This is a genomic window from Cryobacterium sp. 10I5, assembly GCF_035019865.1.
GTDB classification, from domain to species: Bacteria; Actinomycetota; Actinomycetes; order Actinomycetales; family Microbacteriaceae; genus Cryobacterium; species Cryobacterium breve_A.
Genome location: NZ_JASJVI010000003.1, coordinates 43,171 through 67,282, shown reverse-complemented (window position 1 = coordinate 67,282; position 24,112 = coordinate 43,171). Strand labels below are relative to the sequence as shown.

Genomic DNA, 24,112 nt, shown 5'->3' with positions numbered 1-24,112 from the left:
AGGCAGCTTTCAGGACGAGACAGTATCGTGGAATGTCCTGTCTGCTGCTCCCCGGACCCGCTCCGGGTTCGAACACCCGTGTGTGCGGAGTGGCTGGCGACACAGGAGGGTATCAGTGCGTTTTCTTTTTGCCATTGTGGCGCTCGTTCTTGCGGGCGTGATGATCGTCCTCGGCATTGCCCAGCGGACGGTCTTCCTCGAACCCGCGACGAGCAGCCTGAGCGCGACCATTGCCGCCGATGCTCCGTACGCTGTGATCGATTCCAGCGCGCTCACGGAACATCCGGGCGCTCAGACCGTGACCCTGTCCGGGGCGGACACCGTGTTCGCGGCGTATGGGCGCACGGCGGATGTGAAGGCGTGGTTGGCCGGACATGCGTACGTCAGCGTTCATGCGACCGATGCGAAGGACCCCGGCCTCCGAAGCGACATCGTCGCCGCAAAGGCCGACGTTCCGGCGGGCACGGCGCCTGCAGCAGCCGCGACCGTGAAGAATCCGGCGGGCTCAGACCTCTGGCTCGAGGAATTCACCGGCACGAAGGAGCTCACTGCGACCGTGAACCTGCCGGAGGGCATTTCGATGATCGTCGCCTCTGACGGCACCAATCCCGCCCCGTCGACGGTGCGCATCACCTGGCCCGTGGACAACTCGACCCCCTGGGCCGGCCCGCTGATCATGGGCGGCGCCATCCTCGCCCTGATCGGGCTCATCCTGTACCTGTGGGCGCTTCTCCACCTGCGCAGGTCGCGCGGCCCGCGCCGCAACCTGCCCAAGGGGCCACGGATGCCGCGACTTCCGCGCGCGCCGCGCCCCAAGTCCATCAAGGCCAGCGAGATCACCGGGCGACGGTCGATCGGGCGGTCCCTGATCGCCGTCGTTCCCGTGATGCTCGTATCCGGACTCGTGCTCACGGGGTGCTCCTCGGAATTCTGGCCGGGCACGACCCCCACCGATGCGGCCTCCCTCAGCCCGACGCCGGACGCGAGCGGGGCGGCCGTCGTGATCAAGGACGTGCCTCCGGCAGCGGTGACGGTGCCGCAGCTCGAGCGGATCATGGCCAAGATCTCCGCGGTCGCCGCGGACGGCGACAAGAACCTGAGCGCAGACATTCTCTCGACCCGGTTCACCGGTCCCGCCTTCGAGCAGCGCCTCGCCAACTACAAAGTGCGCGCCATCGCCCCCGACTTCCCGGCACTCGCCGCGCTCCCTGCGGGTCCGCTCACGCTCTCACTCCCGCAGCAGTCTGCGACCTGGCCCCGCGTCGTGATGACCGTAGTGCAGAACAAGGACACACCGGATGTCGCCCCGACCGTCGTGGTGCTGCGCCAGGAGTCTGCGCGGGCGAGCTACCTCGTCGAATACGCCGTGCAGCTCGAGCCGTCCGCGAAAATCCCGGACCTGGCCCCCGCCACGATCGGTGCGCCGATCATCGCCCCGGACTCGAAACTGATGCTCCTGCCTCCCGACCAGGTTGCGGCGGCATACGCCGACATCCTCAGCAAAGGCGAGGCGAGCCCGTCGTTCGCCCTGTTCGAGGCGACCGGCGACAGCTTCCGTACCCAGATCGACGCGAACAAGGCGGATAAGAAAGCCAAGCTGCCGACGACGGCGTCGATCGAATTCGGCGCCAAGGCGAGCACCGGCCCGACGCTCGCCCTCGCGACGAACGATTCGGGGAGCATCGTCGCCGTGAGCCTCGAGGAGACGGAAACCGTCAAACCCGTCGATGCCGCCGCAACGGTCAGCCCTGGTGAGGGCGCGGTCGCGAGCAAGGCCCTTTCCGGCCTCACCGCCACCGCGAAGGGCTTCAAGAACACCTACGCCGACCAGCTCCTGTTCCACGTTCCCGCCGCCGGTTCGAGCGATAAAATTGTCCTCCTTGGCTTCGCCCAGGGACTGATCTCGTCTACGGAGCTTCCATGAGTCTTGTCCCCCCGTCCGCCGCTAGCATGCGCGGTGCCGTCGATTTGTCGTCCCTGCTGAACCGTGCGCCGGCATCTGCGGCCGGGGGAGTCGGTGCAGGCGGTGCCCCCGGGCAGCCGGGCCCTGCAGGAGCCGTGCCGGTTCCGAGCCTCGTGTTCCAGGGAACGGATGCGAACTTCGGCGAGATCCTCGACCTGTCTGCGAACGTTCCGGTCATCGTCGATCTGGGGTCGGCGCGCAGCGACCAGAGCGCCCAGCTCACCCTCGTCCTCACCAGGCTGGTCCTCGAGTACGCCGGGCGGTTCGTGCTCGCGACCGTCGACGTGGACACGAACCCGCAACTGACCCAGGCCTTCCAGGCCCAGTCGATCCCGACCGTCGCCGCGGTCATCGGCGGCCAGCCCGTCGCGCTCTTCAACGGCGTGATCGCGGACGATCAGGTCCGCGCGGTCTTCGAGCGCGTGCTCGAGCTCGCGGCAGAGCACGGCGTCGTCGGGACGGCGGTCGCTCCAGAGGGAGCGGACGCCGCGACCCCGGTCGCTCCACCAGAGCCCGAACTCCCGCCGCACCATGTCGAGGCCTACGAGGCGATCGAACGCGGCGACTACGACGCAGCGATCGCGATCTACAAGACGGCCCTTGCCCGGGACCCCAGGGACAACCTCTCGGTCGCCGGCCTCGCCCAGGTGGGACTGCTCGCCCGGCTCCAGGGCAAGACGCTTGCCGAAATCCGCGCAGCGGCTGCTGCGGCACCGGATGACCTCGACGCGCAGCTCCTCGTCGCCGACCTCGATCTCTCCGGCGGGCACGTCGAGGACGCCTTCGATCGGCTCCTCACGCTCTTCCCGAAACAGGACGCCGCGGGCAAGAACCGCATCCGCGAACGCATCCTCGACCTGTTCGAGGTCATCGGCCAGGAAGACCCCAGGGTCGCGCCTACGCGCAAGCGCCTCACCATGCTGCTCTACTAGCCAGCGCAGCTCCCTAGCCGGGGTAGCTCCGTAGCCGGGGTAGCTCCGCGAGAGTACAAAAATGGCCCCTTCCCGACCAGGGAAGGGGCCATTTTCGTACTCTCGCGGAGTACAGCGAGCAGCGGCGTCTAGCGGCGCAGGCGCAACCAGACTCCGGCGAGGGCAGGGAGGGTGACGAGGGCGGATGCCGGTCGCCCGGTCCACGGTTCCTCCGTCGCGGTGACCTGGCCCAGGTTCCCCATTCCGGAACCGCCGAAGTTCTGCGCGTCCGTGTTCAGGATTTCGTCCCACACGCCCGCGAACGGAAGGCCCACCCGGTAGCCGGTGTGCGGCTGGCCGGCGAAGTTGAACACGCATGCGATCGGCGTGCCCGAATCGTCCCAGCGCAGGAACGAGACGACATTCTGCGCCGCCGCCCCGCCGTCGAGCAACTCGAACCCTGACGGGTCGGTGTCGCGTTCCCAGAGCGCCGGGTTACCCCGGTAGACCCGGTTGAGTTCACCGACCAGGGTGAACAGCCCGCGATGGGGGGACTGGTCGAGCAGCCACCAGTCCAGGCCACGCGATTCGCTCCACTCCTGGAGCTGGCCGAATTCCTGGCCCATGAACAGCAGCTGCTTTCCCGGGTGCGCCCACATGAAGGACAGGTAGACCCGCACGTTGGCGAGCTTCTGCCAGTCGTCTCCCGGCATCCGGGTGACGAGCGAGCCCTTGCCGTGCACGACCTCGTCGTGGCTGATCGGCAGCAGGAAGTTCTCGCTGAACGCATAGACGAACGAGAAGGTGATCTCGTTGTGGTGGTACGAGCGGTACATCGGGTCGATGCTCGTGTATTCGAGCGAGTCGTGCATCCAGCCCATGTTCCACTTGAAGCCGAAGCCGAGGCCGCCGCGACTGGTCGGCGCAGACACCCCGCCCCAGTTGGTGGATTCCTCGGCGATCATGACCGTGCCCGGGTTGCGCTTGTACGCCGTCGCGGTGACCTCCTGCAGGAGGCTGATCGCCTCGAGGTTCTCGTTGCCGCCGTAGATGTTCGGCTCCCACTGGCCGTCCTCGCGGGAGTAGTCGAGGTAGAGCATCGAGGCGACCGCGTCGACGCGGAGACCGTCGATGTGGAATTCCTCGAGCCAGTACAGCGCGTTCGCGACGAGGAAGTTCCGCACCTGGGTCTGGCCGAAGTCGAAGACGTAGGTTCCCCAGTCCATCTGCTCGCCGCGTCGGGGGTCTGCGTGCTCATAGAGCGCCTGCCCGTCGAAGCGGGCGAGGGCGAAGTCGTCCTTGGGGAAGTGCCCGGGCACCCAGTCCATGATGACGCCGATGCCGGACTGGTGCAGCCGGTCGATCAGGTAGCGCAGGTCGTCCGGGTGGCCGAACCTGCTGGTCGGTGCGTAGTAGCCGGTCACCTGGTAGCCCCACGACCCGCCGAACGGATGCTCGGCAAGCGGCATGAACTCGACATGCGTGTACGCGAGTTCGTGCAGGTAACCGATCAGCTGGTCGGCGAGGTCCCGGTAGCCGAGCCCGGGACGCCAGGATCCGACGTGCATCTCGTAGATGCTCATCGGCCGTTTGTGGGCCTGGGTCCTGGCCCGCTCGGCGAGCCATTCCGCATCCGCCCACTCGTAGTGCGTCTCGCCGATGACCGAGGCGGTCAGGGGCGGCACCTCCGTGTAGCGGGCCATCGGGTCGGCCTTGCGCACCCACTCGCCCGACTGGGCGAGGAGTTCGAACTTGTAGTTGGACCCGGGCTGCAGGCCGGGGACGAAGAGCTCCCAGACACCCGTGCTGCCCATGTTGCGCATGGCGTGCAGGATGCCGCTCCACGAGTTGAAGTCGCCGATCACCCGGACGGCCCGCGCGTGCGGGGCCCACACCGAAAAGGACGTGCCTGCGACGAGGCCGGCCGTTTCGTCGGTCGGCAGCGGGGCCAGGGCCGAGGAGGGGTGATAGTGGGCGCCGAGCACGTCCCAGAGACGCTCGTGCCTGCCCTCGCCGATGAGGTGGAGGTCGAGTTCGCCGAGCGTCGGCAGGAAGCGGTACGGGTCGTCGACGATCCAGGTGGGGGCGTCGGGATACCGGGCCTCGAGCTCGTATGCCTGCAGGCCGACCGTGGTCACGCCCTGCCAGACTCCGTAGCCGATGTGTGCGAGCTCGACGTGGGCGCCGGACTCGAGGATCGCGAAGACCTCGCTTGCGAGCGGACGAAGCGCACGGATGATGGTGAGCGGATCCGCGATCTTGGTTCCGCCGACGAGATGCTGGCCCAGGATCTCGTGCGGGTTGTAGTACCGGCCCTCGGCGACCGCCTGCAGGATGTCCGGGGCGACCACGGGCACGGTGGCGGGGCGGGGGGACTGTGGCGTCATCGTGCTGCTCCTCTGACGTGCAGGATGTGTACCGGTTCGGCAGCGGCATCCAGTCGCACGAAGTTGTCGGCTGTCCAGGTCCAGACGGCCCCGGTGATCAGTTCCTCTACCTCGAAGACCGTGCCGGGCTCGAGCCCGAAACGGGTGACGTCGAGTCGCACGATGGTCTCCCGCACGGAATGCGGGTCGACATTGACGACGACGATGATCGCGTCGGAGCTGCCGGTACCGGTGTGTGCCGCGTCGAGGTACTTGCTGTAGACGAGCACGGCGCCGTCGTCGCTCGTGTGCAGGTCGAGGTTCCGTAGCTGGCCGAGCGCGGGATGCGCGCGACGAATCGAATTGAGCAACGAGACGTACGGCGCGAGCGATTCGCCTGCCGCTTCCGCCGCCGCGAAATCGTGCGGGCGGTATTCGTACTTCTCGTTGTCGATGTTCTCCTCGGCACCGGGGCGCGGCTCACTCTCGAAGAGTTCGAACCCGGCGTACATGCCCCAGGTCGGGGCGGCCGTCGCGGCGAGGGCGGCCCGGATCTTGAAGGCGGCGTGGCCGCCCACCTGGAGGAACTCGGAGAGGATGTCGGGGGTGTTCACGAAGAGGTTCGGCCGGTAGAAGTCCGCCGTCGTCGTCGCGAGGCCGTGGAAGAACTCCTCGAGTTCGGTCTTCGTGTTGCGCCAGGTGAAGTAGCTGTACGACTGCTGGAATCCGACCTTGCCGAGCGCCTGCATGAGCGCAGGACGGGTGAAGGCCTCGGCGAGGAAGATCACGTCGGGGTTCTCCTCGGTGACCCGGTTGATCAGCCACTCCCAGAAATCGAGGGGCTTGGTGTGCGGGTTGTCGACCCGGAAGATCCGCACTCCGAGGCCCATCCAGTAGCGCACGATCCTCAGCACCTCGGCACGGATGCCGGCGGGATCGTTGTCGAAGTTGATCGGGTAGATGTCCTGGTACTTCTTGGGCGGGTTCTCGGCGTAGGCGATGCTGCCGTCCGGAAGGGTGGTGAACCACTCGGGGTGTTCGCTCACCCAGGGGTGGTCCGGTGAGGCCTGCAAGGCCAGGTCGAGGGCGACCTCGAGGTCGTTCTCCGCGGCCGCGGCGAGGAAGTGCCGGAAATCGTCGACGGTGCCGAGGTCCGGGTGGATGGCGTCATGGCCGCCGTCCTCCGATCCGATCGCCCAGGGCGAGCCGGGGTCGTTCGGCCCGGCGTTGAGGGTGTTGTTCGGGCCTTTGCGGTACGAGCGGCCGATCGGGTGGATCGGGGGCAGGTACAGCACGTCGAAGCCCATTGCGGCGACCCCCGGCAGGCGATCCTCCGCAGTGCGGAAGGTTCCGCTCTGCCAGGAGTGGTCTGCGCGCTGCACGGCACCCTCTGAGCGGGGGAAGAACTCGTACCAGGAGCCGACGCCGGCCCGGGTGCGCTCCACCCGCACGGCGCGCTGCGCCGAGGTCGACGACAGTCCGGCGAGCGGGCGAGCGGTGATGAACGCGTTCAGCGACGGGGTGTCCAACAGGGCGAGGCGATCGTCGACCGAGATGCCCGGGTCGGTGAGGCTCGCTGCGGCCTGCGCGAAGGCGCGACGTTCTGCGGCAGGGCGGCGCTTGTCCGTTCCGGCGGCGGCGAGGAGCACGGATCCTTCGAGGAAGGTCAGCTCGATGTCGATCCCGGCGGGAACCTTGATCTCGGCGGTGTGCACCCACGTGGCCCATTCGTCGGCCCACGCCCGCACCCGGTACTGCCAGATGCCCTGGCGGTCGAGGGTGACGAGGGCGGTCCAGCGGTCGGTTCCCGGAGCACCCGGATGCATCCGGTGCTCCGTCCGGGCGCCCTCGGGATTCGTCAGGAGCAGGGTGACCCCGATCAGGTCGTGGCCCTCGCGGAATGCCGTCGCCGCGAAGGGGACGGCCTCGCCGACGAAGGCCTTGGCGGGCCACAGGTTGTCGGCCAGCTGGGGCGCGAGGTCGAGGATCGGGATGCGCGTGATGCGCGTCGGTTCCTCCTTCCCTCGCCTGCCCTGGCTCGCAGGGGGAATCAGGTCCGTACCGGCGCCGGCGCCTGCCACGGATTCGGGAACAACATTCGCACGTTTAGCTGTCTTTGCCACAAGATGACCGTAGCGCGAATTGTGCGGTTTCCGGGGGAGGAACAGCACACAGACGTGCCAGCGCCTCTAGGCTGGGACGCGTGAAGGCGATCCGTAAATTTACAGTCCGTACCGTCGTGCCCGAGGCTCTTGCAGCACTCGATGAGCTTGCCGGTAACCTGCGCTGGTCCTGGCACGAGCCGACCCGCCAACTCTTCGAACACATCTCACCCGAGTTGTGGCGCGAGATCGGCACTGATCCCGTTGCCTTGCTCGGCGCCGTCGATCCGGCCCGGCTCGTGGCGCTCGCCGCGGACCACGAATACGTCTCCTGGGTCAACTCGATCAGGGACGGGCTGCGGTCCTACCTGCAGGAACCGCGCTGGTACCAGGGCCTCGAGGGCGACAAGCCGGAGTCGATCGCGTACTTCTCCCCGGAGTTCGGCATCGCCGCCGCGCTTCCGCAATACTCCGGCGGACTCGGGATCCTCGCGGGTGACCACCTCAAGAGCGCATCAGACCTGGGAGTCCCTCTCATCGGCGTCGGCCTGTTCTACCGCGCCGGCTACTTCAGCCAGGCGATCTCCCCGGACGGCTGGCAGATCGAGAGCTATCCGCTGCTCGACCCCGACGGGCTGCCCTTGTCCGTCCTGCGGCGGGCCGACGGTTCCGCCGTACAGGTGTCCCTCGCGCTCCCCGACAACCGCACCCTGCACGCCCGGGTCTGGCAGGCGAACGTCGGCCGCATCCGCTTGCTGATGCTCGACACGGACATCCCCGAGAACGCCGACGACCTGCGCCTCGTCACCGACCGGCTCTACGGCGGCGGCGGCGAGCACCGGCTGCTGCAGGAGTTGCTCCTCGGCATCGGCGGCGCGCGCGCCGTCAAGGTGTGGAGTGCCCTCAACAACCGGCCGGAACCCGAGGTGTTCCACACCAACGAGGGCCACGCCGGTTTCCTCGGCCTCGAACGCATCTCGAGCCTGATCGGAGACGGACTCAGCTTTGCCGAGGCGCTCCAGGTCGCGCGCGCCGGAACGGTGTTCACAACCCACACTCCCGTCGCCGCGGGAATCGACCGGTTCGAGCGCAGCCTCGTACGCCGGTACTTCGAGACGGATCTCCTTCCCGGCGTCGGTGTCGACGAGCTCCTCGCGCTCGGCGCGGAGAACTACCCGGGCGGCTCGCCCGACGTGTTCAACATGGCCCTGATGGGCCTGCGGCTCGGCCAGCGCGCCAACGGCGTCTCCAAGCTGCACGGCGAGGTCAGCCGGCGGATGTTCAAGGGTCTCTGGCCGGGCTTCGACGCCGAGGACGTGCCGATCGACTCGATCACCAACGGTGTGCATGCCCCGACCTGGACCGACCCTTCTCTGCTCCATCTCGCCGAAGACCGCCTCGGCACGAGCGATACCTCCGAGGCCGACTGGGCGTCGCCCGCGATCACCGACGACGACCTCTGGTCCGTGCGCGGCACGATGCGCCTGCAGTTCGTCGAGGACGCCCGCCGGCGCATCGCAGCGGCCTGGCTCGTACAGAACCCGGGTGGGATCGTTCCCGGCTGGATCGGCCAGGTCTTCGACCCGAAGGTGCTCACCATCGGCTTCGCCCGCCGGGTGCCGACGTACAAGCGCCTGACCCTGATGCTGCACGACCCCGAGCGGCTCCGCGCCCTGCTGCTGCACCCGGAGCACCCGATCCAGATCGTGATCGCCGGCAAGTCACACCCCGCCGACGAAGAGGGCAAGCGCCTCATCCAGAAGGTCGTGCAGTTCGCGGCCGATCCCGAGCTGCGCACCCGCATCGCCTTCCTGCCTGACTACAACATCGGCATGGCCCAGTTGATGTACCCGGGCACGGATGTCTGGCTCAACAACCCGCTGCGTCCCCTGGAGGCGTGTGGCACCTCCGGCATGAAGGCGGCACTCAACGGAGCGCTCAACCTCTCGATCCTCGACGGCTGGTGGCCCGAGTACTACGACGGCAAGAACGGCTGGGCGATCCCGTCCGCCGATGCGGCCGGCGACTCCGCCGAGCGCGACCGCATCGAAGCGGACGCGCTTTACGAACTCATCGAGCACCACGTCGCGCCCCGCTTCTACGACCGCAACTCCGACGGGGTTCCTGAACGCTGGGTCGCCTCGATCAGGCACACCCTCGCCACCCTCTCCCCGGAGCTCAACGCCGGCCGGATGGTGCGCCAGTACGTGGAGAAGCTCTACCGCCCCGCGGGGGCGGCGGAGGCACGCCTGTCCGCGAACAACTACCGCGCCGCGCGCGAACTCGCCGTGTGGAAGGGGCGCATCGTCGCCAAGTGGCCGGGCGTATCCGTCGCCCACGTGGAGTCCGGCGGGGTCGCCTCCGTTCCCAAGGTCGGCGACGAGCTGCACCTGCGTGCCCATGTTCAGCTCAACGGGCTCGACCCCGCAGACGTGACCGTCGAGGTCGTCTACGGGAAGAGCCTCGCCAACGACGAGCTGAGCGGTGTACACACCCTCGCGCTCGAAGCGGTCGTCGACCCGGATGCCGCTGACGGTTCCGACACGCCCGAAACCGGCGGTGCGACCCTCTTCACGGGAACGGTCGCGCTCGACCGCGGCGGCGCGTTCGGGTACACGGTGCGCGTCGTCCCGAAGAACGACCTGCTCGTGAGCTCGGCGGAGATGGGCCTGATCGCCGTAGCCGGCTAGCGCGCGATAGGGGCGGTGAGGGCGTCGGTGGCGGCGAGGAGATCCGCCGGCGCCAGCTCGATGTCGAACCCGCGGCGGCCGCCGGACACGAACACGGTGTCGTACAGCAGGGCGGTCTCGTCGACGACGGTCACCAGGCGGGTCTTCTGCCCGACCGGGCTGATGCCGCCGAGCACATAGCCGGTCTTCCGCTCGGCGAGTTTCGGGTCGGCCATCACGGCCTTCTTGGCGCCGGCCGCGTGCGCCAGGGCCTTGAGGTCGAGCTGGCCGGCGACCGGCACGACGGCGACGACGAGCGTGCCATCGGCATCCGCCAGCAGTGTCTTGAACACCCGGGCCGGGTCGAGCCCGAGTTTGGCAGCGGCCTCGAGGCCGTACCCCGTCGCCGACGGGTCGTGGTCGTACGCGTGCGGCGTGAAACGGATGCCCGCGTGCGTGAGCGCGACCGTCGCGGGAGTCCCACCGGCGCCGTCGTGCTTCTTCACCACTGCTGCTCCTCTGCGACCGGGCCGGACTAGCTCGCCCGGAACAACTGCATCGACGCACCCGGCACGAGCAGGCGGGTGCCGGGGATGTGCTCGATGACCGCGTCGCTCAGGTCGTCGTGACTCGAATCCCAGAGCAGTGAATACGAGGAGACGCCGGCGTGCTCTGGCAGCGTCACCGTCACATCGCGCTCGCGGCCCTGCACGATGAGGAGGATCCGGTTGAACTCCTCGAACTCGGGCGTCGACGCCGCGAGGTACTGCAGGGTGCGCTCCTTCGGGGAGTGCCAGTTGTCCTCCGACATCGACTTGCCCTCGATGTTGTACCAGTCCATCTCGCTCGCGCTCAGGGTGGTTTCGCCGGACCGGCCGAACCAGACCGGGCGGAGGGCCGGGTTATCACGACGCAGCTGGAGCAGCTTCTTCGTGACACGGTGCAGGTCGATCTGCCAGTCGTCGAGGTCCCAGTTCAGCCAGGTCAGCTCGCTGTCGTGGCAGTACGCGTTGTTGTTTCCGCGCTGGCTGCGACCGAATTCGTCACCGGCCGTCAGCATCGGGATGCCCGCGGAGAGCAAGAGCGTGCCGAGGAGGTTGCGCATCGCCTTGCGCCGGGTTGCGAGGATGCCGCGGTCGCGCGTGGGCCCCTCTGCACCGTGGTTGAAGGAGTTGTTGCTGTCGGTGCCGTCGCGGTTGGACTCGCCGTTTCCGACGTTGTGCTTGACGTTGTACGCGGTCAGGTCGGCCATCGTGAAGCCGTCGTGCGCCGTGATGAAGTTGAGTGACGCAAGCGGGCCGCGCTCCCTGGAGAAGGTGTTCGCGGAGCCGGCCAGCCGGGTCGCGAACCGGCCGATGCCGCTGCCGGAGTGGCCGTCCCTCGCAGCCGCGATGTCGGTGAGCCAGAAGGAGCGCATGCGGTCACGGTACCGGTCGTTCCATTCCGTCCAGCCGTCCGGGAAGTTACCGGTCTGCCAGCCGCCCATGCCCACGTCCCATGGCTCGGCGACGAGCTTGACCCCGGCGAGTTCCGGATCGGACTGGATGGACCTGATCAGCGGATGGTCCCTCTGGAACTCCACGTTGTCGCCGCGGCTCAGCGTGGCCGCGAGGTCGAAGCGGAAGCCGTCGATCTGCACGTCGTTCGCCCAGTACTTGAGCGAGTCGAGCACCAGCCGCCTCGGCACCTCGTGGGAGACGTTGAGGGTGTTGCCGCAGCCGGTCACGTCGATGTAGCCGCCGGCGCCGTTCTGGCGGTAATAGGTCGCGTTGTCGATGCCGCGGAGGCTGCTCGCGGGGCCGCCGGGGCCTTCCTCGGCGGTGTGGTTGTAAACCACGTCCAGGATCACCTCGAGGCCGGCCTCGTGCAGCAGCTTGACCATGCCCTTGAACTCGCGCAGCACGGCCTCCGGGCCCGCAGACTGGGACGCCATCGTCGCGTAGTCGGCGTGCGGGGTGAAGAAGTTGAAGGTGTTGTAGCCCCAGTAGTTCGTCAGGCCCTGCTTGAGCAGTCGCTGCTCGGACACGAACGCCTGCACGGGGAGGAGCTCGACCGTGGTGACGCCGAGTTCCTTGAGATACGCGATCGTCGACTCGTGCGCCAGGCCGGCATACGTGCCGCGAAGGTCGGCGGGAATGGCCGGGTTGAGCTTGCTGATGCCGCGCACGTGCGCTTCGTAGACGACGGTGTGGTCGAGCGCGATCTTCGGCTTCACCGAACCGGCCCAGTCGAAGGCGTCGTCGACGACGGCGGACTGCCACTGCTCCGGACCGACCCGGACCAGGCCGCGCGAGTATGGCTCGACCATGGTCTTCTCGGGGTGGAACGAATTCGTGGGCGCTGCAGGCCCGGAGACACGGATGCCGTAGTGGCGGCCCGCGGACAGGGTGCGACTGCGACCGGACCAGACATTGTCCGCGTCGCGGGTCATCGGCACGGTCTTGACGATCCAGTTCGGGTCCGTCGAATCGAAGATGCAGAGGTCCATGGCCTCAGCGTTCTGCGACCAGACACGGAGTTCACCCACCCCGGCGGAAAGCCGCACGCCGAGGTTGTGCAGGGGATCGGCGTGAGTCATGCGTTCTAGAGTAATGAGTACGGAGACTGGCCGTGACCACCGGCGTGCGCCGGGCCAGCCGAAAACCGAGCGGAAGAGGGTATTTTGTCGATTTATCTCGACCACGCCGCAACGACACCGATGCTGCCCGAGGCCATCGAGGCGTACGTCGACGCCATGAGCGTCGTCGGAAACCCCGCCTCCATCCACAGCCAGGGTCAGAACGCCAAGCGGATGCTCGAGGAAGCCCGCGAGATCGTCGCAGGGAGTGTCGGCTGCGACCCGATCGAGGTCGTCTTCACCGGGGGCGGCACCGAGGCGATCAACCTCGCCATCAAAGGCTTGTTCTGGGCGCGAGCCCCGCGTCCCCGCATCCTCCTCCCCGGTGGCGAACACCACGCGACCATGGACACCGTCGAATGGCTCGAACGGCACGACGGCGCTGAACCCGGGTGGCTTCCGCTCGACAGGGCCGGCCGGGTCGAACCGGCCCGGGTGGCGGATGCCCTCGCGAGCGACCCCGGGAACGTGGCGCTGCTCAGCCTGCTCGCCGCGAACAACGAAGTCGGCACCCTGCAGCCCGTCGCCGAGATCGGCGCGCTCGCCGCGGCCCACGGCATCCCGGTGCACATCGACGCCGTGTCCGCCTACGGCCAGGTTCCGATCGACTTCCGTGCGCTCAGCGGCGCTGGCCGCGCAGGCACGTCCGGCGGCGCCGGCGGTTCCGCGGGCGGCATCGTCGCCCTCAGCCTCTCCGCCCACAAGATCGGCGGGCCGGTCGGCATCGGCGCCCTCGTGCTCTCGCGTCGGGCCAGCATCGTGCCCCTCATCCACGGCGGCGGGCAGCAGCGCCAGGTCCGCAGCGGCACCCAGGACGTCGCGGCCGCCGTCGCGTTCGCAGCCGCGGCATCCGCCCTCGGCGATCTGCCCGCACGCAACCAGCGCCTCCGCACGCTCCGGGACCGGTTGATCGCCGGCGTGCATGCTGCGGTCCCGACCGCAGTGCTCAACGGTCCGACACCCGATGGGCCGCTCGAGCAGCGCCTGCCGGGCAACGCGCACTTCACCTTCCCCGGCTGCGAGGGGGAGTCGCTCCTCTTCCTGCTCGACGCCGCCGGAATCTCGGTGTCGACGGGCTCGGCCTGCCAGGCCGGTATCCCGGAGCCCTCGCACGTGCTGCGGGCGATGGGCCGCAGCGAGGCGGAGGCCAGGAGCGCGCTGCGGATCACCCTCGGCCGGGATTCGACGGAGGCCGACGTCGACGCCTTCCTGACTGCCCTGCCGGTGGCGCACGCCCAGGCCAGCCGCGCCGGCATGAACGACCGCACGCCCACCCGCTGATCCGCTGACCCCGCGCCCCGTCGCGGCCCGCGACCGGAAACCCGCATTGGTCAAACCGGGGCTCCCGATTACACTTGCCCGGTGAAGGTTTTGGCAGCAATGAGTGGCGGGGTCGACTCCGCGGTAGCAGCGGCGCGCGCGGTGGAAGCGGGGCACGAGGTCGTGGGCGTGCACCTCGCCCTGAGCCGCATGCCCGGAACCCTGCGCACCGGCAGTCGCGGCTGCTGCACCATCGAGGACTCGATGGACGCCCAGAGGGCCGCGAACATCATCGGCATTCCCTACTATGTGTGGGACTTCTCCGAGCGGTTCAAGCTCGACGTCGTCGACGACTTCATCGCGGAATACGCCGCCGGGCGTACGCCGAACCCGTGCATGCGCTGCAACGAGCGCATCAAGTTCGCCGCCCTCCTCGACAAGGCCCTCGACCTCGGCTTCGATGCCGTCTGCACCGGTCACTACGCGAGCATCCAGACGGATGCCGCGGGAAACCGGGAACTCCACCGTGCGAGCGCCTGGGCGAAGGACCAGTCCTACGTGCTCGGCGTTCTGACCGCCGAGCAGCTCGCCCACTCGATGTTCCCGCTCGGCGAGACGCCGTCCAAGGCCGAGGTGCGTGCGGAAGCCGCAGAGCGTGGCTTCTCCGTCGCCACCAAGCCCGACTCCTACGACATCTGCTTCATTCCCGACGGCGACACCCGCGGCTGGCTCGCCGAGCGCGTCCCGGCGACCGCAGGCGACATCCTCGACCGCGAGGGCAACACCCTCGGCAGGCACGAGGGCGCCGCCGCGTTCACCGTCGGCCAGCGCAAGGGCCTCCAGATCGGCACGCCGGCCGCAGACGGCAAGCCGCGCTTCGTGCTCGAGGTGCGCCCGATCAGCAACACCGTCGTCGTCGGCCCGAAGGAAGCGCTTGCGATCGGCCTCATCGCCGGTTCGAAGTTCACCTGGACAGGCCTGCCGCCCGAGCACCCCGGCACCGCCTTCGACTGCGACGTGCAGATTCGCGCGCACGCCGACCCGGTGCCCGCCGTCGCACAGGTCGTGAGCGTGCCGGTCCCGGCCGGCGCAGTACCGACCGGCGCAGGAACAACCGAACTCGTGATCACCCCCCGCGAGCCCCTGACGGGCGTCGCCCCCGGCCAGACCGCTGTGCTCTACGTCGGCACCCGCGTGCTCGGCCAGTGCACGATCGACCGCACGGTGAGCGCCGTTCCCGTTCCCGGCGCGGAGGGCGTGCCCTCGGTGGTGCCCGAGCCTTCTGCAGCACCGGTGTCCGCTGCTTCCGCTGAACCGGCCCTGGTCGACGCTCCCGCCGCCCGTGCCTGACACCGCGAGCGCCGTACCCGACGACTCCACGCCGCCGGAGCTCCAGCGGGCCGCCGCCGAGGTGGCGGACCTCACCGCGCGCATCATCGACGCCCGAGACGCGTACTACGAGCGCAACGAGGTCGTCATCTCCGATGCCGACTACGACGCACTCGTCCGGCGCCTCGCGGTTCTCGAGGGCGAGTTCCCCGAGCTTGCGAGCCAGGACAGCCCCACCCAGACCGTGGGCGGCCGTGCAGAGACGAGCCTGTTCTCGCCCGTGCAGCACGCCGAGCGGATGCTGAGCCTCGACAACGTCTTCTCGGTCGAGGAATTCGAGGCCTGGGCCGCCAAGGTCGAGCGCGACGCCGGCCGTCCCGTGCACTACCTGTGCGAACTCAAGATCGACGGCCTCGCGATCAACCTCCGCTACGAGAACGGCGTGCTCGTCACCGCAGCGACCCGCGGCGACGGCGTCGTCGGCGAGGACGTGACCGAGAACATCCACTGGGTCCCCGGCATCCCCGAAAAACTGTCCGGTACCGGCCATCCGGCGCTGATGGAGGTGCGCGGGGAGGTCTTCTTCCCCGTCGCCGCGTTCGCGGACCTCAACGCCCAGCAGGTCGCCGCCGGGGAACGCCCCTTCGCCAACCCGCGCAACGCCGCGGCCGGCTCGCTGCGCCAGAAGGCGGAGGGCAAGAGCCCTGAGGCCCTGCGCCTGATGCGCGCTCGGCTCGGCCGGCTGCGGATGCTCGTGCACGGCATCGGGGCCTGGGTCGATCCGCAGGCCGACGCCCAGTCAGAGGTCTACGCGCTCCTGGCCGGCTGGGGGCTGCCGACGAGCAGCTACTTCCGCGTCGAGCCGGAGGCGAGCGGGGCATCCGCCTTCATCGCGTACTACGGCGAACACCGGGCGAGGGTCTCCCACGAGATCGACGGCATCGTGATCAAGGTCGACGAACTCGCCCTGCACGCCGAGCTCGGGGCAACCAGCCGGGCGCCGCGCTGGGCGATCGCATACAAGTACCCGCCGGAGCAGGTCAACACGAAGCTGCTCGACATCGTCGTGAGCGTCGGCCGAACCGGCCGCGCCACCCCTTTCGCCGTGATGCAGAAGGTGCGCGTCGCCGGCTCCGAGGTGCGGCAGGCCACCCTGCACAACCAGGACGTCGTCAAGGCCAAGGGGGTGCTGATCGGCGACACGGTCGTGCTGCGGAAGGCCGGCGACGTGATTCCCGAGATTCTCGGCCCGGTCGTCGACCTGCGCGACGGCAGCGAACGCGCGTTCGTGATGCCGGCGAACTGCCCGGAGTGCGGCACTCCGCTCGCCCCTGCCAAGGAGGGCGACATCGACCTCCGGTGCCCGAACGCGCGCAGCTGTCCGGCCCAGGTCCGCGGGCGGGTCGAGCACATCGGGTCCCGAGGCGCACTCGACATCGAGGTGCTCGGCGAGGTTGCCGCGGCCGCCCTGACCCAGCCGACCGTGCCGATCGATCCGCCGCTGAGCACGGAGGCCGGCCTCTTCGACCTCACCCTCGACGACCTCACCCCGATCGAGGTCGTCGTGCGCGACGCGGAGACCGGGCTGCCCCGCGAGGAGGAAGACGGCACGATCCGGCTGCGCACGCCGTTCCGGCGGAACCCGACGGCTGCCGAGAAGCGGTCGGGCCTCACCGGTCCGCAGCCGTCGTCGAGCGCGGTCAAGCTGCTCGCCGAAATCGAACTCGCCAAGACGAAACCGCTCTGGCGCCTGCTGGTGTCGCTCAACATCCGCCACGTCGGTCCGGTTGCCGCGCGCGCCCTCGCCGGCCACTTCGGTGGCCTTGACGCGATCCGTTCGGCGACCCGCGACGAACTCGCCGAAGTCGACGGGGTCGGCGGCATCATCGCCGACGCGATCATCGACTGGTTCGAGGTCGACTGGCACCGCGACATCGTCGGCCAGTGGACCGCCGCCGGCGTCCAGTTCCAGACGCCCGGCCACCCGGGTCCTGGCGCCGCCGCTGCGGCCGGGGGAGTGCTCGCCGGGTTGACCGTCGTCGCGACCGGGTCGCTCGAGGGTTACACCAGGGAGGAAGCCCAGGAGGCGATCATCTCCGCAGGCGGGAAGAGCGCATCGAGCGTGTCGAAGAACACCGACTTCGTCGCCGCAGGGCCGGGCGCGGGCTCCAAGCTCACCAAGGCTGAGGCCCTGGGGCTGCGCATCCTCGACGCAGCGCAATTCCGGCTCCTCGTCACCGGCGGCCCTGCCGCACTCGATGTGGTTGATGGCGCCGACGCCGACGTGACCGCCGATGTGACCGCTGACCCGACCGACGGCACGGCCACCGCACCGACCGACTGACCGGCGCCGGACCGGCCGACCTGGCCGGCCGATCCGGTCATCCGTCAGTCGGACTCGGACTCGGGCACCGACCGGTCGTCGACCCAGCCGAGGACCATCCGGTTGAAGAGCCCGACGTTCTCGATGCTCCAGACGTGGTGCATGCCGGGAGCGATCCAGGTGAGGGTCTGCGGGAGCCTGCGGCGCAGCTCGGGAAAGCTCCGCCGAACCAGGCGCGACTCCTTCCCCCCTGCAACGGCGAGGAGCGGACCCCGGTAGTCGCCGAGAGAATCCGGGCAGCCGCCCCGGTTGACGTCCGCGAACACGCGTGCCGCGTTGTCTGCCCGGATCCCCAGGCCGTGGTCGACGAACAGATCGACGGCATCGGCAGGCAGCCCGAACGCCTTCGCCTGCGCCCTCCAGTACCAGGCCTTGTCCCACAGGCGCAGCTGGAGGGTGTTGAGGAACCGCGAAGCTCCGTGGATGCCGGCCAGCGGTGCGCCGGAGATGAGACAGGACCGGATGAGCTCCGGGTGCCTCGCCATCAGGCGCACGGCGACGAGCCCGCCGAGAGAGAGACCGATCACGTGGGCACTCCCGCCCCTGGCCCGGGAGCGGATGACCTCGGCCACGTCGTCCGCGGTGCGATCCAGCGACTGCCACTCTTCCCCCGACCGGGAGCCGAAGCCAGGCAGGTCCGGTGTGAGGACGTGCCGGTCCGGCAGGCCCTCGACCTGAGGCTGCCAGGACCAGGAGGCCACGGTGCCGCCGTGCAGCAGAACGATCGTCTCCGAGCCGGGTGCCTCGGCGCCGTGCTCGAGCGGATAGCCGGTCACCGTGCGGCCGCGACCAGGACGGATTCGGTCTCGTCGAGCCAGGCGAGTTCAGCCTCGGCGTGGACGATTCCGTTGCGGAGCGTGGCCCGTCGCAGTGCCTGGCCGACGTCGTCCGGTCGCCCCGAACCCCGGGCGTCGATCGCTCTCAGGCGCGTGAGGAGCCCGGTCGCGTCCTCCCTGCGCGCGTCAAGGAGTTCGCGGACGCCGTCGATTCCGAGCCCGCCGGCGAAGAAGAGGCGCATCAGGAAGGACTCGTGCGGGGTCTCCGGTTCCAGCGGCGCCCTGAGCGCGGCGTCGAGGGCCTCGCGGCCCGCCGCGGTGATCCGGTGTTCGCGCCGGTCGGGCTTGCCGTCCTGGGGGATGACCGTGACCTCGGCGAGTCCGTCGGTGACCAGACGGCTGAGCGTGCGATAGATCTGGGACTGATCCGCAGACCAGAAATGAATGACGGATGCCTCGATCCTCTTGTTGAGGTCATACCCGGAAAGGGGCGAGAGCTCGAGCATCCCGAGGAGAGCAATGGTGAGCGACATGGGTATATAAGACCATGCATATATGCGAGAGCGCAAGACCCGGTTTCAGGGCTCGAATAATCTCACCCGGACCGGGGACAAAGTTCAACCAAAACCGTCGTCAATTTCGATATTCTAAAAATGCAGGGTGTGCACTTGATACCGTGCTGATCCACCGCTCGGTGTTCGTGAGGGGACGTACCCAGGTTTGCTGGTAGGCGCGGCAATTCTTCTAGCTTCCTCGCTGGTGTTCAATGGTGCCAGCGAGTCCTTTCAGGTGCACGAATACGCGGTCGCGTCGAGCGACACGGACCTGGGACTGCAGCCCCTCGGCCTCGAACCGGTCTCGTCGATCGACGGAGACGTCAACTCCCTCCGCTTCCTGCGCGGGTCGAGCCTGCTCGCCGGGCTGGCCAGGCTCCCCGTCGCCGACATCTCGAGCTTCGTCCTGGACTTCCCCGAGCAGCTCGACTCCCTCCTCGCCGTCCCACCGGCCGCGACCGAGGTCACCGGCTGGTGGACGTCCCTCGGCGGCAGCGAACGCTCGTCGCTCCTCGCAGCGGCACCCCGCCTCGTCGGCAACCTCGAGGGCATCCCGTTCCGGGAGCGTGGCCGCGCGAACGCCCGCTACCTCACTGAGAGCATCACCGAGACCCAGCAGCGCCTCACGGGCGCTCTGAGCGACGAAGACCGCACTAGCGCGACCCACGAGCTCGCTATCCTCGACCAGGTGCGCAGCGCACTCAGGCAATCCGATGCGGGACCGCGCCGTTCCCTGATCCTTCTCGACAGCACGGGCGGGGGTCGCGCGGCCATCGCGCTCGGCAATCCCGACACCGCCGATTACGTCGGCTTCCTCGTTCCCGGCATGAACTACACCGTCGAGGCCGAGATGGTGCACTGGACGGACACGGCGAACGCGCTGTACACGGAACAGGAGAAGGTGCTCGCCGAACGCGCGACCCCTGCCACGAGACAGGCGGATGCGAGCATCGCGACGGTCGCCTGGATCGGCTATGAGGTCCCCGACCTGTTCAGCGTCGGCGGCCTCGACAAGGCCATCGTCGGAGCCGACTTCCTCGAGAAGTCCTCGCTCGGCATCCGCTCGGACCGTCGGTCGCACCAACCGTTCATCTCCGTCTATGCGCACTCCTACGGCTCCACCGTCGCGCTCACCGCCCTCGCCCGCGGCTCGTTCGACGTGGACGCCCTTGTGCTCGTGGGATCGCCGGGAAGCCAGATCCAGTCGGCGGCCAGCCTGCATGTGACGGGTGAGAACGTCTGGGTCGGAAAGGCGGACTGGGATCCGGCCGTGAACAGTGCCTTCTTCGGGAGCGACCCGGGGGCGGAATCGTACGGGGCGCATCCGCTCGGGGTCGGCGGCTCGACCGACCGGATCACCGGCGCCAGCCTCGCGGCCTCGCTCGGCCACAACGCCTATTTCGAGCCGGGAAGCGAGTCGCTGCACAACATGGCGCTGATCGGAACGGACAACGCGGACTTGGTCACCAACGGCTCCGAATAGAATTGGGTCTTCACCTCAACCACAATCGGAGCAACATGTCTGAAATCACGGCCGAGCAGGTTGCGCATCTTGCAAACCTCGCCCGGATCGACCTCAGCCCGGAGGAGATCACCCGCCTCACCGCCGAACTCGGCCAGATCGTGGACTCGGTGGCGAAGGTCGCCGAAGTCGCAACGCCCGAAGTTCCCGCGACGAGCCACCCGATGCCGTTGACCAACGTTTTCCGCGCCGACGTCGTCGTGCCGTCCCTGTCCGTTGAAGAAGCACTGTCCGGCTCGACCGACCGCGACGGCGACAAATTCCGCGTGCCGGCGATCCTGGACGAGGAGTAACCATGACCGACCTCACCCGTCTCTCCGCCGCCGACCTGTCCATCCTCCTCACGAGCGGTGCCGTCAGTTCCGTCGAGGCCACCCAGGCCCACCTCGACCACATCGCTGCCGTCGACACCGACGTGCACGCGTTCCTGCACGTGGCCGGCGAGAACGCCCTCGCCGCGGCCGCCGTCGTGGACGCCCAGCGTGCCGCCGGGGCCGTGCTCGGTCCGCTCGCCGGGGTGCCCATCGCCATCAAGGACGTGCTCGCGACGCGCGACATGCCCTCGACCGCGGGCTCGAAGATCCTCGAGGGCTGGATCCCGCCCTACGACGCGACGGTCGTGCGCCTCGTCCGAGAGGCGGGACTGATCCCGCTCGGCAAGACCAACATGGACGAATTCGCGATGGGCTCCTCCACCGAGTTCTCCGCATATGGCCCGACCCACAACCCCTGGGACCTCGACCGGATCCCCGGCGGCTCCGGCGGAGGATCCGCCGCAGCTGTGAGCGCGTTCGAAGCGCCCCTCGCCCTCGGCAGCGACACCGGCGGATCGATCCGCCAGCCCGCCGCCGTCACCGGATCCGTGGGAGTCAAGCCGACCTACGGCGGCGTCTCCCGCTACGGGGCGATCGCCCTGGCCTCCTCCCTCGACCAGGTTGGCCCGGTCAGCCGTACCGTCTACGACGCCGCGCTGCTGCACGACGTGCTCAGCGGTCACGACCCGCTCGACTCCACCTCCCTGACCGACCGCTGGCCCTCGATGGCCGCCGCCGCGATCGCGGGCCGGGTCGACGGCGCCCTCACCGGCGTCCGGATCGGTGTCGTCAAGGAGCTGTCCGGCCCCGGGTTCCAGCCCGGCGTCCTGCAGCGCTTCAACGAGACCCTCGCGATGCTCGTCGCAGCCGGCGCCGAGATCGAAGAGGTCAGTGCGCCGAGCTTCGAATACGCCGTCGCCGCGTACTACCTGATCCTCCCTGCCGAGGCCTCGAGCAACCTCGCCCGCTTCGACTCGGTGCGTTTCGGCATCCGCGTGGACCCGGCGGAGGGACCGCTCACGAGCGAACGCGTCATGGCCGCGACCCGCGACGCCGGTTTCGGACCCGAGGTCAAGCGCCGGATCATCCTCGGCACCTACGCCCTGAGCGCCGGCTACTACGACGCCTACTACGGCAGCGCCCAGAAGGTGCGCACCCTGATCCAGCGCGACTTCGACGCCGCCTTCGAAAAGGTCGACGTCCTGCTTTCTCCGAGCGCGCCGACCACGGCGTTCAAGTTCGGCGAAAAGATGGACGACCCGATGGCGATGTACCTCAACGACGTCACCACGATCCCGGCGAACCTCGCCGGCATCCCCGGGATGAGCCTGCCGATGGGCCTCGCGCCGGAGGACGGCCTCCCGGTCGGGCTTCAGGTGATGGCGCCCGCCAAGCAGGACGCCCGCTTGTACACCTTCGGTGCCGCCGTCGAGCAGCTGCTCGAAGCGCACTGGGGACACACCCTGCTCAGCCTTGCGCCGAAGCTGGCGCCCACACAAATGTTCGCGAGCGAAGGGGGAGCCGTCTGATGAAGAAGGCTGAACTGATGGATTACGACAAGGCCCTCGAATTGTTCGAGCCGGTGCTCGGCTTCGAGGTGCACGTCGAACTCAACACCAAGACCAAGATGTTCTGCGGCTGCGCCAACGAATTCGGCCAGGGTGCGAACACGAACACCTGCCCGACCTGCCTCGGACTCCCCGGCGGGCTCCCACAGGTGAACGCCAAGGCGATCGAGTCGAGCATCCGCCTGGGGCTCGCCCTCGGCTGCGAGATCGCCGAATACTCCCGCTTCGCCCGCAAGAACTATTTCTACCCCGACACGGCGAAGAACTTCCAGACCTCGCAGTACGACGAGCCGATCGCGTTCAACGGGCAGTTGACGATCGAGCTCGAAAGCGGACGCCTGGTCACGGTCGACATCGAACGTGCGCACATGGAAGACGACGCGGGAAAGCTCACCCACGTCGGCGGCGCGACCGGCCGCATCCAGGGCGCCGACTACTCGCTCGTCGACTACAACCGCGGCGGCGTGCCCCTCGTCGAGATCGTCACCCAGATGATCGAGGGCGGCGAAGCCGACTCACCCGAGATCGGCCGCACCTATGTGGCCGCGATCCGCGAGATCGTCAAGGCACTCGGGGTATCCAACGCCCGGATGGAAGAGGGCAACGTGCGTTGCGACGCGAACGTGTCCCTGCGCCCGCGCGGCTCGGGAAAGCTCGGCACCCGCACGGAGACCAAGAACGTCAACTCGCTCCGCAGCGTCGAACGTGCCGTCCGCTACGAGATCCAGCGCCAGGCCGCGCTCCTCGCCGCCGGCGGAACCATCACGCAGGAGACGCGGCACTGGCACGAGGACACCGGAATCACGTCCGCAGGCCGGCCCAAGTCCGACGCCGACGACTACCGCTACTTCCCGGAGCCCGACCTCGTCCCCGTCGCGCCTTCCCGCGCCTGGGTCGAAGAACTCCGCGCGACCCTGCCGGAGCCGCCCGCCGCACGCCGCAAGCGCCTGCAGGCCGACTGGGGCTTCGCGAACCTCGAGTTCCAGGACGTGGTCAACTCCGACCTGCTCGACGCGGTCGAGGCCACCGTCGCCGCCGGGGCATCCGCCCAGTCGGCCCGCAAGTGGTGGACCGGCGAGGTCGCCCGCCTCGCGAACGTCGCGGGCGTCTCGGCTGACTCGCTCGTCGAGCCGGCGCAGCTCGCCGCGCTCATCGAACTCGTCACCGCGGGTACGCTGACCGACCGCCTGGCACGCCAGGTGCTCGAGGGCGTCATCGCCGGCGAAGGTACCCCACTCGAGGTCGTGGAGATCCGCGGCCTCGCCGTCGTCTCCGACGACGGCCCGCTCATCGAGGCCATCGACCTCGCGCTCGCCTCCCAGCCCGACGTCCTCGCGAAGATCCGCGACGGCAAGGTCCAGGCGGCCGGTGCCGTGATCGGCGCCGTCATGAAGGCCATGCGCGGGCAGGCGGATGCCGCTCGGGTACGGGAACTCGTACTCGAAAGGGCGGGAGCGGCGGAATAATGGCCCTCTGGAAGCGACGCGAGCCCGCGCCCGACGGGGCTGCGAGCCGCGCCGTCTTCGGCGTCGGTATGCAGGTTCTGGTGCGGCTCGACCGGAGTCGCTACCCGGAGTCAATGGTCGAAGACCCGATCGGCGTCATCGTCGGTGCGGGGGACTCCGACGGCGCAGCACTGTACGCCCCGGTCTCGGGTCGGGAGGCGATCTGGACCGTGCAGTTCGACGAGCCGTTCTATGGGCTCGACGGCTCGGGCCCGCACCTGTCTGCCCGGGTCGCCCAGGCCTCTCTCGAGCCGGCGCCGGAAGCGTGATGGC

At 68.8% G+C, this 24,112-nt stretch carries 17 protein-coding genes; 11 read left to right on the top strand and 6 right to left on the bottom strand.

The window, feature by feature from the left end:
- Positions 1 to 115: 115 nt before the first annotated feature.
- Both QN350_RS01930 and QN350_RS01925 read left to right on the top strand, forming a co-directional pair.
- Positions 116 to 1,924 (top strand): hypothetical protein, encoded by a 1,809-nt coding sequence (locus tag QN350_RS01930; RefSeq protein ID WP_322140142.1) that lies wholly within the window; start codon positions 116 to 118, stop codon positions 1,922 to 1,924.
- Positions 1,921 to 2,895 (top strand): tetratricopeptide repeat protein, encoded by a 975-nt coding sequence (locus QN350_RS01925; protein ID WP_322140141.1) that lies wholly within the window; start codon positions 1,921 to 1,923, stop codon positions 2,893 to 2,895. Before QN350_RS01930 ends, QN350_RS01925 begins: the two co-directional genes overlap by 4 nt.
- Before the next feature lie 128 nt (positions 2,896 to 3,023).
- Here the strand turns inward: QN350_RS01925 and glgB are convergent, their stop codons facing one another.
- Positions 3,024 to 5,261 (bottom strand): 1,4-alpha-glucan branching protein GlgB, encoded by a 2,238-nt coding sequence (gene glgB, locus QN350_RS01920; protein ID WP_322140140.1) that lies wholly within the window; start codon positions 5,259 to 5,261, stop codon positions 3,024 to 3,026.
- The gene (locus tag QN350_RS01915; RefSeq protein ID WP_416347715.1) at positions 5,258 to 7,234 is read right to left on the bottom strand and encodes an alpha-1,4-glucan--maltose-1-phosphate maltosyltransferase; all 1,977 of its coding nucleotides are present in this window, start codon (positions 7,232 to 7,234) and stop codon (positions 5,258 to 5,260) included. The genes glgB and QN350_RS01915 overlap by 4 nt, the downstream gene beginning before the upstream one ends.
- A gap of 209 nt (positions 7,235 to 7,443) precedes the next feature.
- Between QN350_RS01915 and glgP the strand changes: the two genes are divergently transcribed.
- Positions 7,444 to 10,032, top strand: a complete 2,589-nt coding sequence (glgP, locus tag QN350_RS01910; RefSeq protein ID WP_322140139.1) for an alpha-glucan family phosphorylase — start codon at positions 7,444 to 7,446, stop codon at positions 10,030 to 10,032.
- On the opposite strand, the gene ybaK is transcribed toward glgP, so the two are convergent.
- On the bottom strand, positions 10,029 to 10,517 hold the full coding sequence (gene ybaK / locus QN350_RS01905) for a Cys-tRNA(Pro) deacylase (RefSeq protein WP_416173077.1): 489 nt from the start codon (positions 10,515 to 10,517) through the stop codon (positions 10,029 to 10,031). The two genes, glgP and ybaK, sit on opposite strands and share 4 nt — an antisense overlap.
- A 29-nt stretch (positions 10,518 to 10,546) precedes the next feature.
- Positions 10,547 to 12,589: a glycogen debranching protein GlgX gene (glgX, locus tag QN350_RS01900; RefSeq protein WP_322140137.1), complete on the bottom strand. Its 2,043-nt coding sequence runs from the start codon at positions 12,587 to 12,589 to the stop codon at positions 10,547 to 10,549.
- 84 nt (positions 12,590 to 12,673) lie between these two features.
- On the opposite strand from glgX, the gene QN350_RS01895 reads away from it, so the two are divergent.
- From QN350_RS01895 to ligA, 3 genes are all read left to right on the top strand, one after another.
- Positions 12,674 to 13,909, top strand: a complete 1,236-nt coding sequence (locus QN350_RS01895; RefSeq protein ID WP_323515648.1) for a cysteine desulfurase family protein — start codon at positions 12,674 to 12,676, stop codon at positions 13,907 to 13,909.
- Between the two features lie 81 nt (positions 13,910 to 13,990).
- Positions 13,991 to 15,238 carry a tRNA 2-thiouridine(34) synthase MnmA gene (gene mnmA / locus QN350_RS01890; RefSeq protein WP_323502520.1) on the top strand — a complete coding sequence of 416 codons (1,248 nt, stop codon included), beginning with the start codon at positions 13,991 to 13,993 and terminating at the stop codon, positions 15,236 to 15,238.
- On the top strand, positions 15,231 to 17,561 hold the full coding sequence (ligA, locus tag QN350_RS01885) for an NAD-dependent DNA ligase LigA (RefSeq protein WP_322140134.1): 2,331 nt from the start codon (positions 15,231 to 15,233) through the stop codon (positions 17,559 to 17,561). Before mnmA ends, ligA begins: the two co-directional genes overlap by 8 nt.
- Before the next feature lie 44 nt (positions 17,562 to 17,605).
- On the opposite strand, the gene QN350_RS01880 is transcribed toward ligA, so the two are convergent.
- Together QN350_RS01880 and QN350_RS01875 are read right to left on the bottom strand one after the other, a co-directional pair.
- Positions 17,606 to 18,376: an alpha/beta hydrolase gene (locus tag QN350_RS01880; protein ID WP_322140133.1), complete on the bottom strand. Its 771-nt coding sequence runs from the start codon at positions 18,374 to 18,376 to the stop codon at positions 17,606 to 17,608.
- Complete coding sequence (locus QN350_RS01875; RefSeq protein ID WP_322140132.1) at positions 18,373 to 18,909, bottom strand: PadR family transcriptional regulator; 537 nt, start codon at positions 18,907 to 18,909, stop codon at positions 18,373 to 18,375. The genes QN350_RS01880 and QN350_RS01875 overlap by 4 nt, the downstream gene beginning before the upstream one ends.
- A gap of 226 nt (positions 18,910 to 19,135) precedes the next feature.
- Between QN350_RS01875 and QN350_RS01870 the strand changes: the two genes are divergently transcribed.
- The 5 genes from QN350_RS01870 to QN350_RS01850 are packed head-to-tail and all read left to right on the top strand — an operon-like array spanning position 19,136 to position 24,108.
- Complete coding sequence (locus QN350_RS01870; RefSeq protein WP_322140131.1) at positions 19,136 to 20,413, top strand: alpha/beta hydrolase; 1,278 nt, start codon at positions 19,136 to 19,138, stop codon at positions 20,411 to 20,413.
- A 35-nt stretch (positions 20,414 to 20,448) separates the two neighbouring features.
- On the top strand, positions 20,449 to 20,745 hold the full coding sequence (gene gatC, locus QN350_RS01865) for an Asp-tRNA(Asn)/Glu-tRNA(Gln) amidotransferase subunit GatC (protein ID WP_134447662.1): 297 nt from the start codon (positions 20,449 to 20,451) through the stop codon (positions 20,743 to 20,745).
- Between the two features lie 2 nt (positions 20,746 to 20,747).
- Positions 20,748 to 22,295 carry an Asp-tRNA(Asn)/Glu-tRNA(Gln) amidotransferase subunit GatA gene (gene gatA / locus QN350_RS01860; protein ID WP_322140130.1) on the top strand — a complete coding sequence of 516 codons (1,548 nt, stop codon included), beginning with the start codon at positions 20,748 to 20,750 and terminating at the stop codon, positions 22,293 to 22,295.
- Positions 22,295 to 23,800, top strand: a complete 1,506-nt coding sequence (gene gatB / locus QN350_RS01855; RefSeq protein ID WP_281535230.1) for an Asp-tRNA(Asn)/Glu-tRNA(Gln) amidotransferase subunit GatB — start codon at positions 22,295 to 22,297, stop codon at positions 23,798 to 23,800. Before gatA ends, gatB begins: the two co-directional genes overlap by 1 nt.
- Positions 23,800 to 24,108 (top strand): hypothetical protein, encoded by a 309-nt coding sequence (locus tag QN350_RS01850; protein ID WP_281535229.1) that lies wholly within the window; start codon positions 23,800 to 23,802, stop codon positions 24,106 to 24,108. Before gatB ends, QN350_RS01850 begins: the two co-directional genes overlap by 1 nt.
- Positions 24,109 to 24,112 lie beyond the last annotated feature (4 nt).

Coding starts and splice junctions, on each gene's coding strand:
- QN350_RS01925 (WP_322140141.1), top strand. CDS start 1,921: ATGAGTCTTGTCCCCCCGTCCGCCGCTAGCATGCGCGGTGCCGTCGAT.
- glgB (WP_322140140.1), bottom strand. CDS start 5,261: ATGACGCCACAGTCCCCCCGCCCCGCCACCGTGCCCGTGGTCGCCCCG.
- glgX (WP_322140137.1), bottom strand. CDS start 12,589: ATGACTCACGCCGATCCCCTGCACAACCTCGGCGTGCGGCTTTCCGCC.
- QN350_RS01875 (WP_322140132.1), bottom strand. CDS start 18,909: ATGTCGCTCACCATTGCTCTCCTCGGGATGCTCGAGCTCTCGCCCCTT.
- gatC (WP_134447662.1), top strand. CDS start 20,449: ATGTCTGAAATCACGGCCGAGCAGGTTGCGCATCTTGCAAACCTCGCC.
- gatA (WP_322140130.1), top strand. CDS start 20,748: ATGACCGACCTCACCCGTCTCTCCGCCGCCGACCTGTCCATCCTCCTC.
- gatB (WP_281535230.1), top strand. CDS start 22,295: ATGAAGAAGGCTGAACTGATGGATTACGACAAGGCCCTCGAATTGTTC.
- QN350_RS01850 (WP_281535229.1), top strand. CDS start 23,800: ATGGCCCTCTGGAAGCGACGCGAGCCCGCGCCCGACGGGGCTGCGAGC.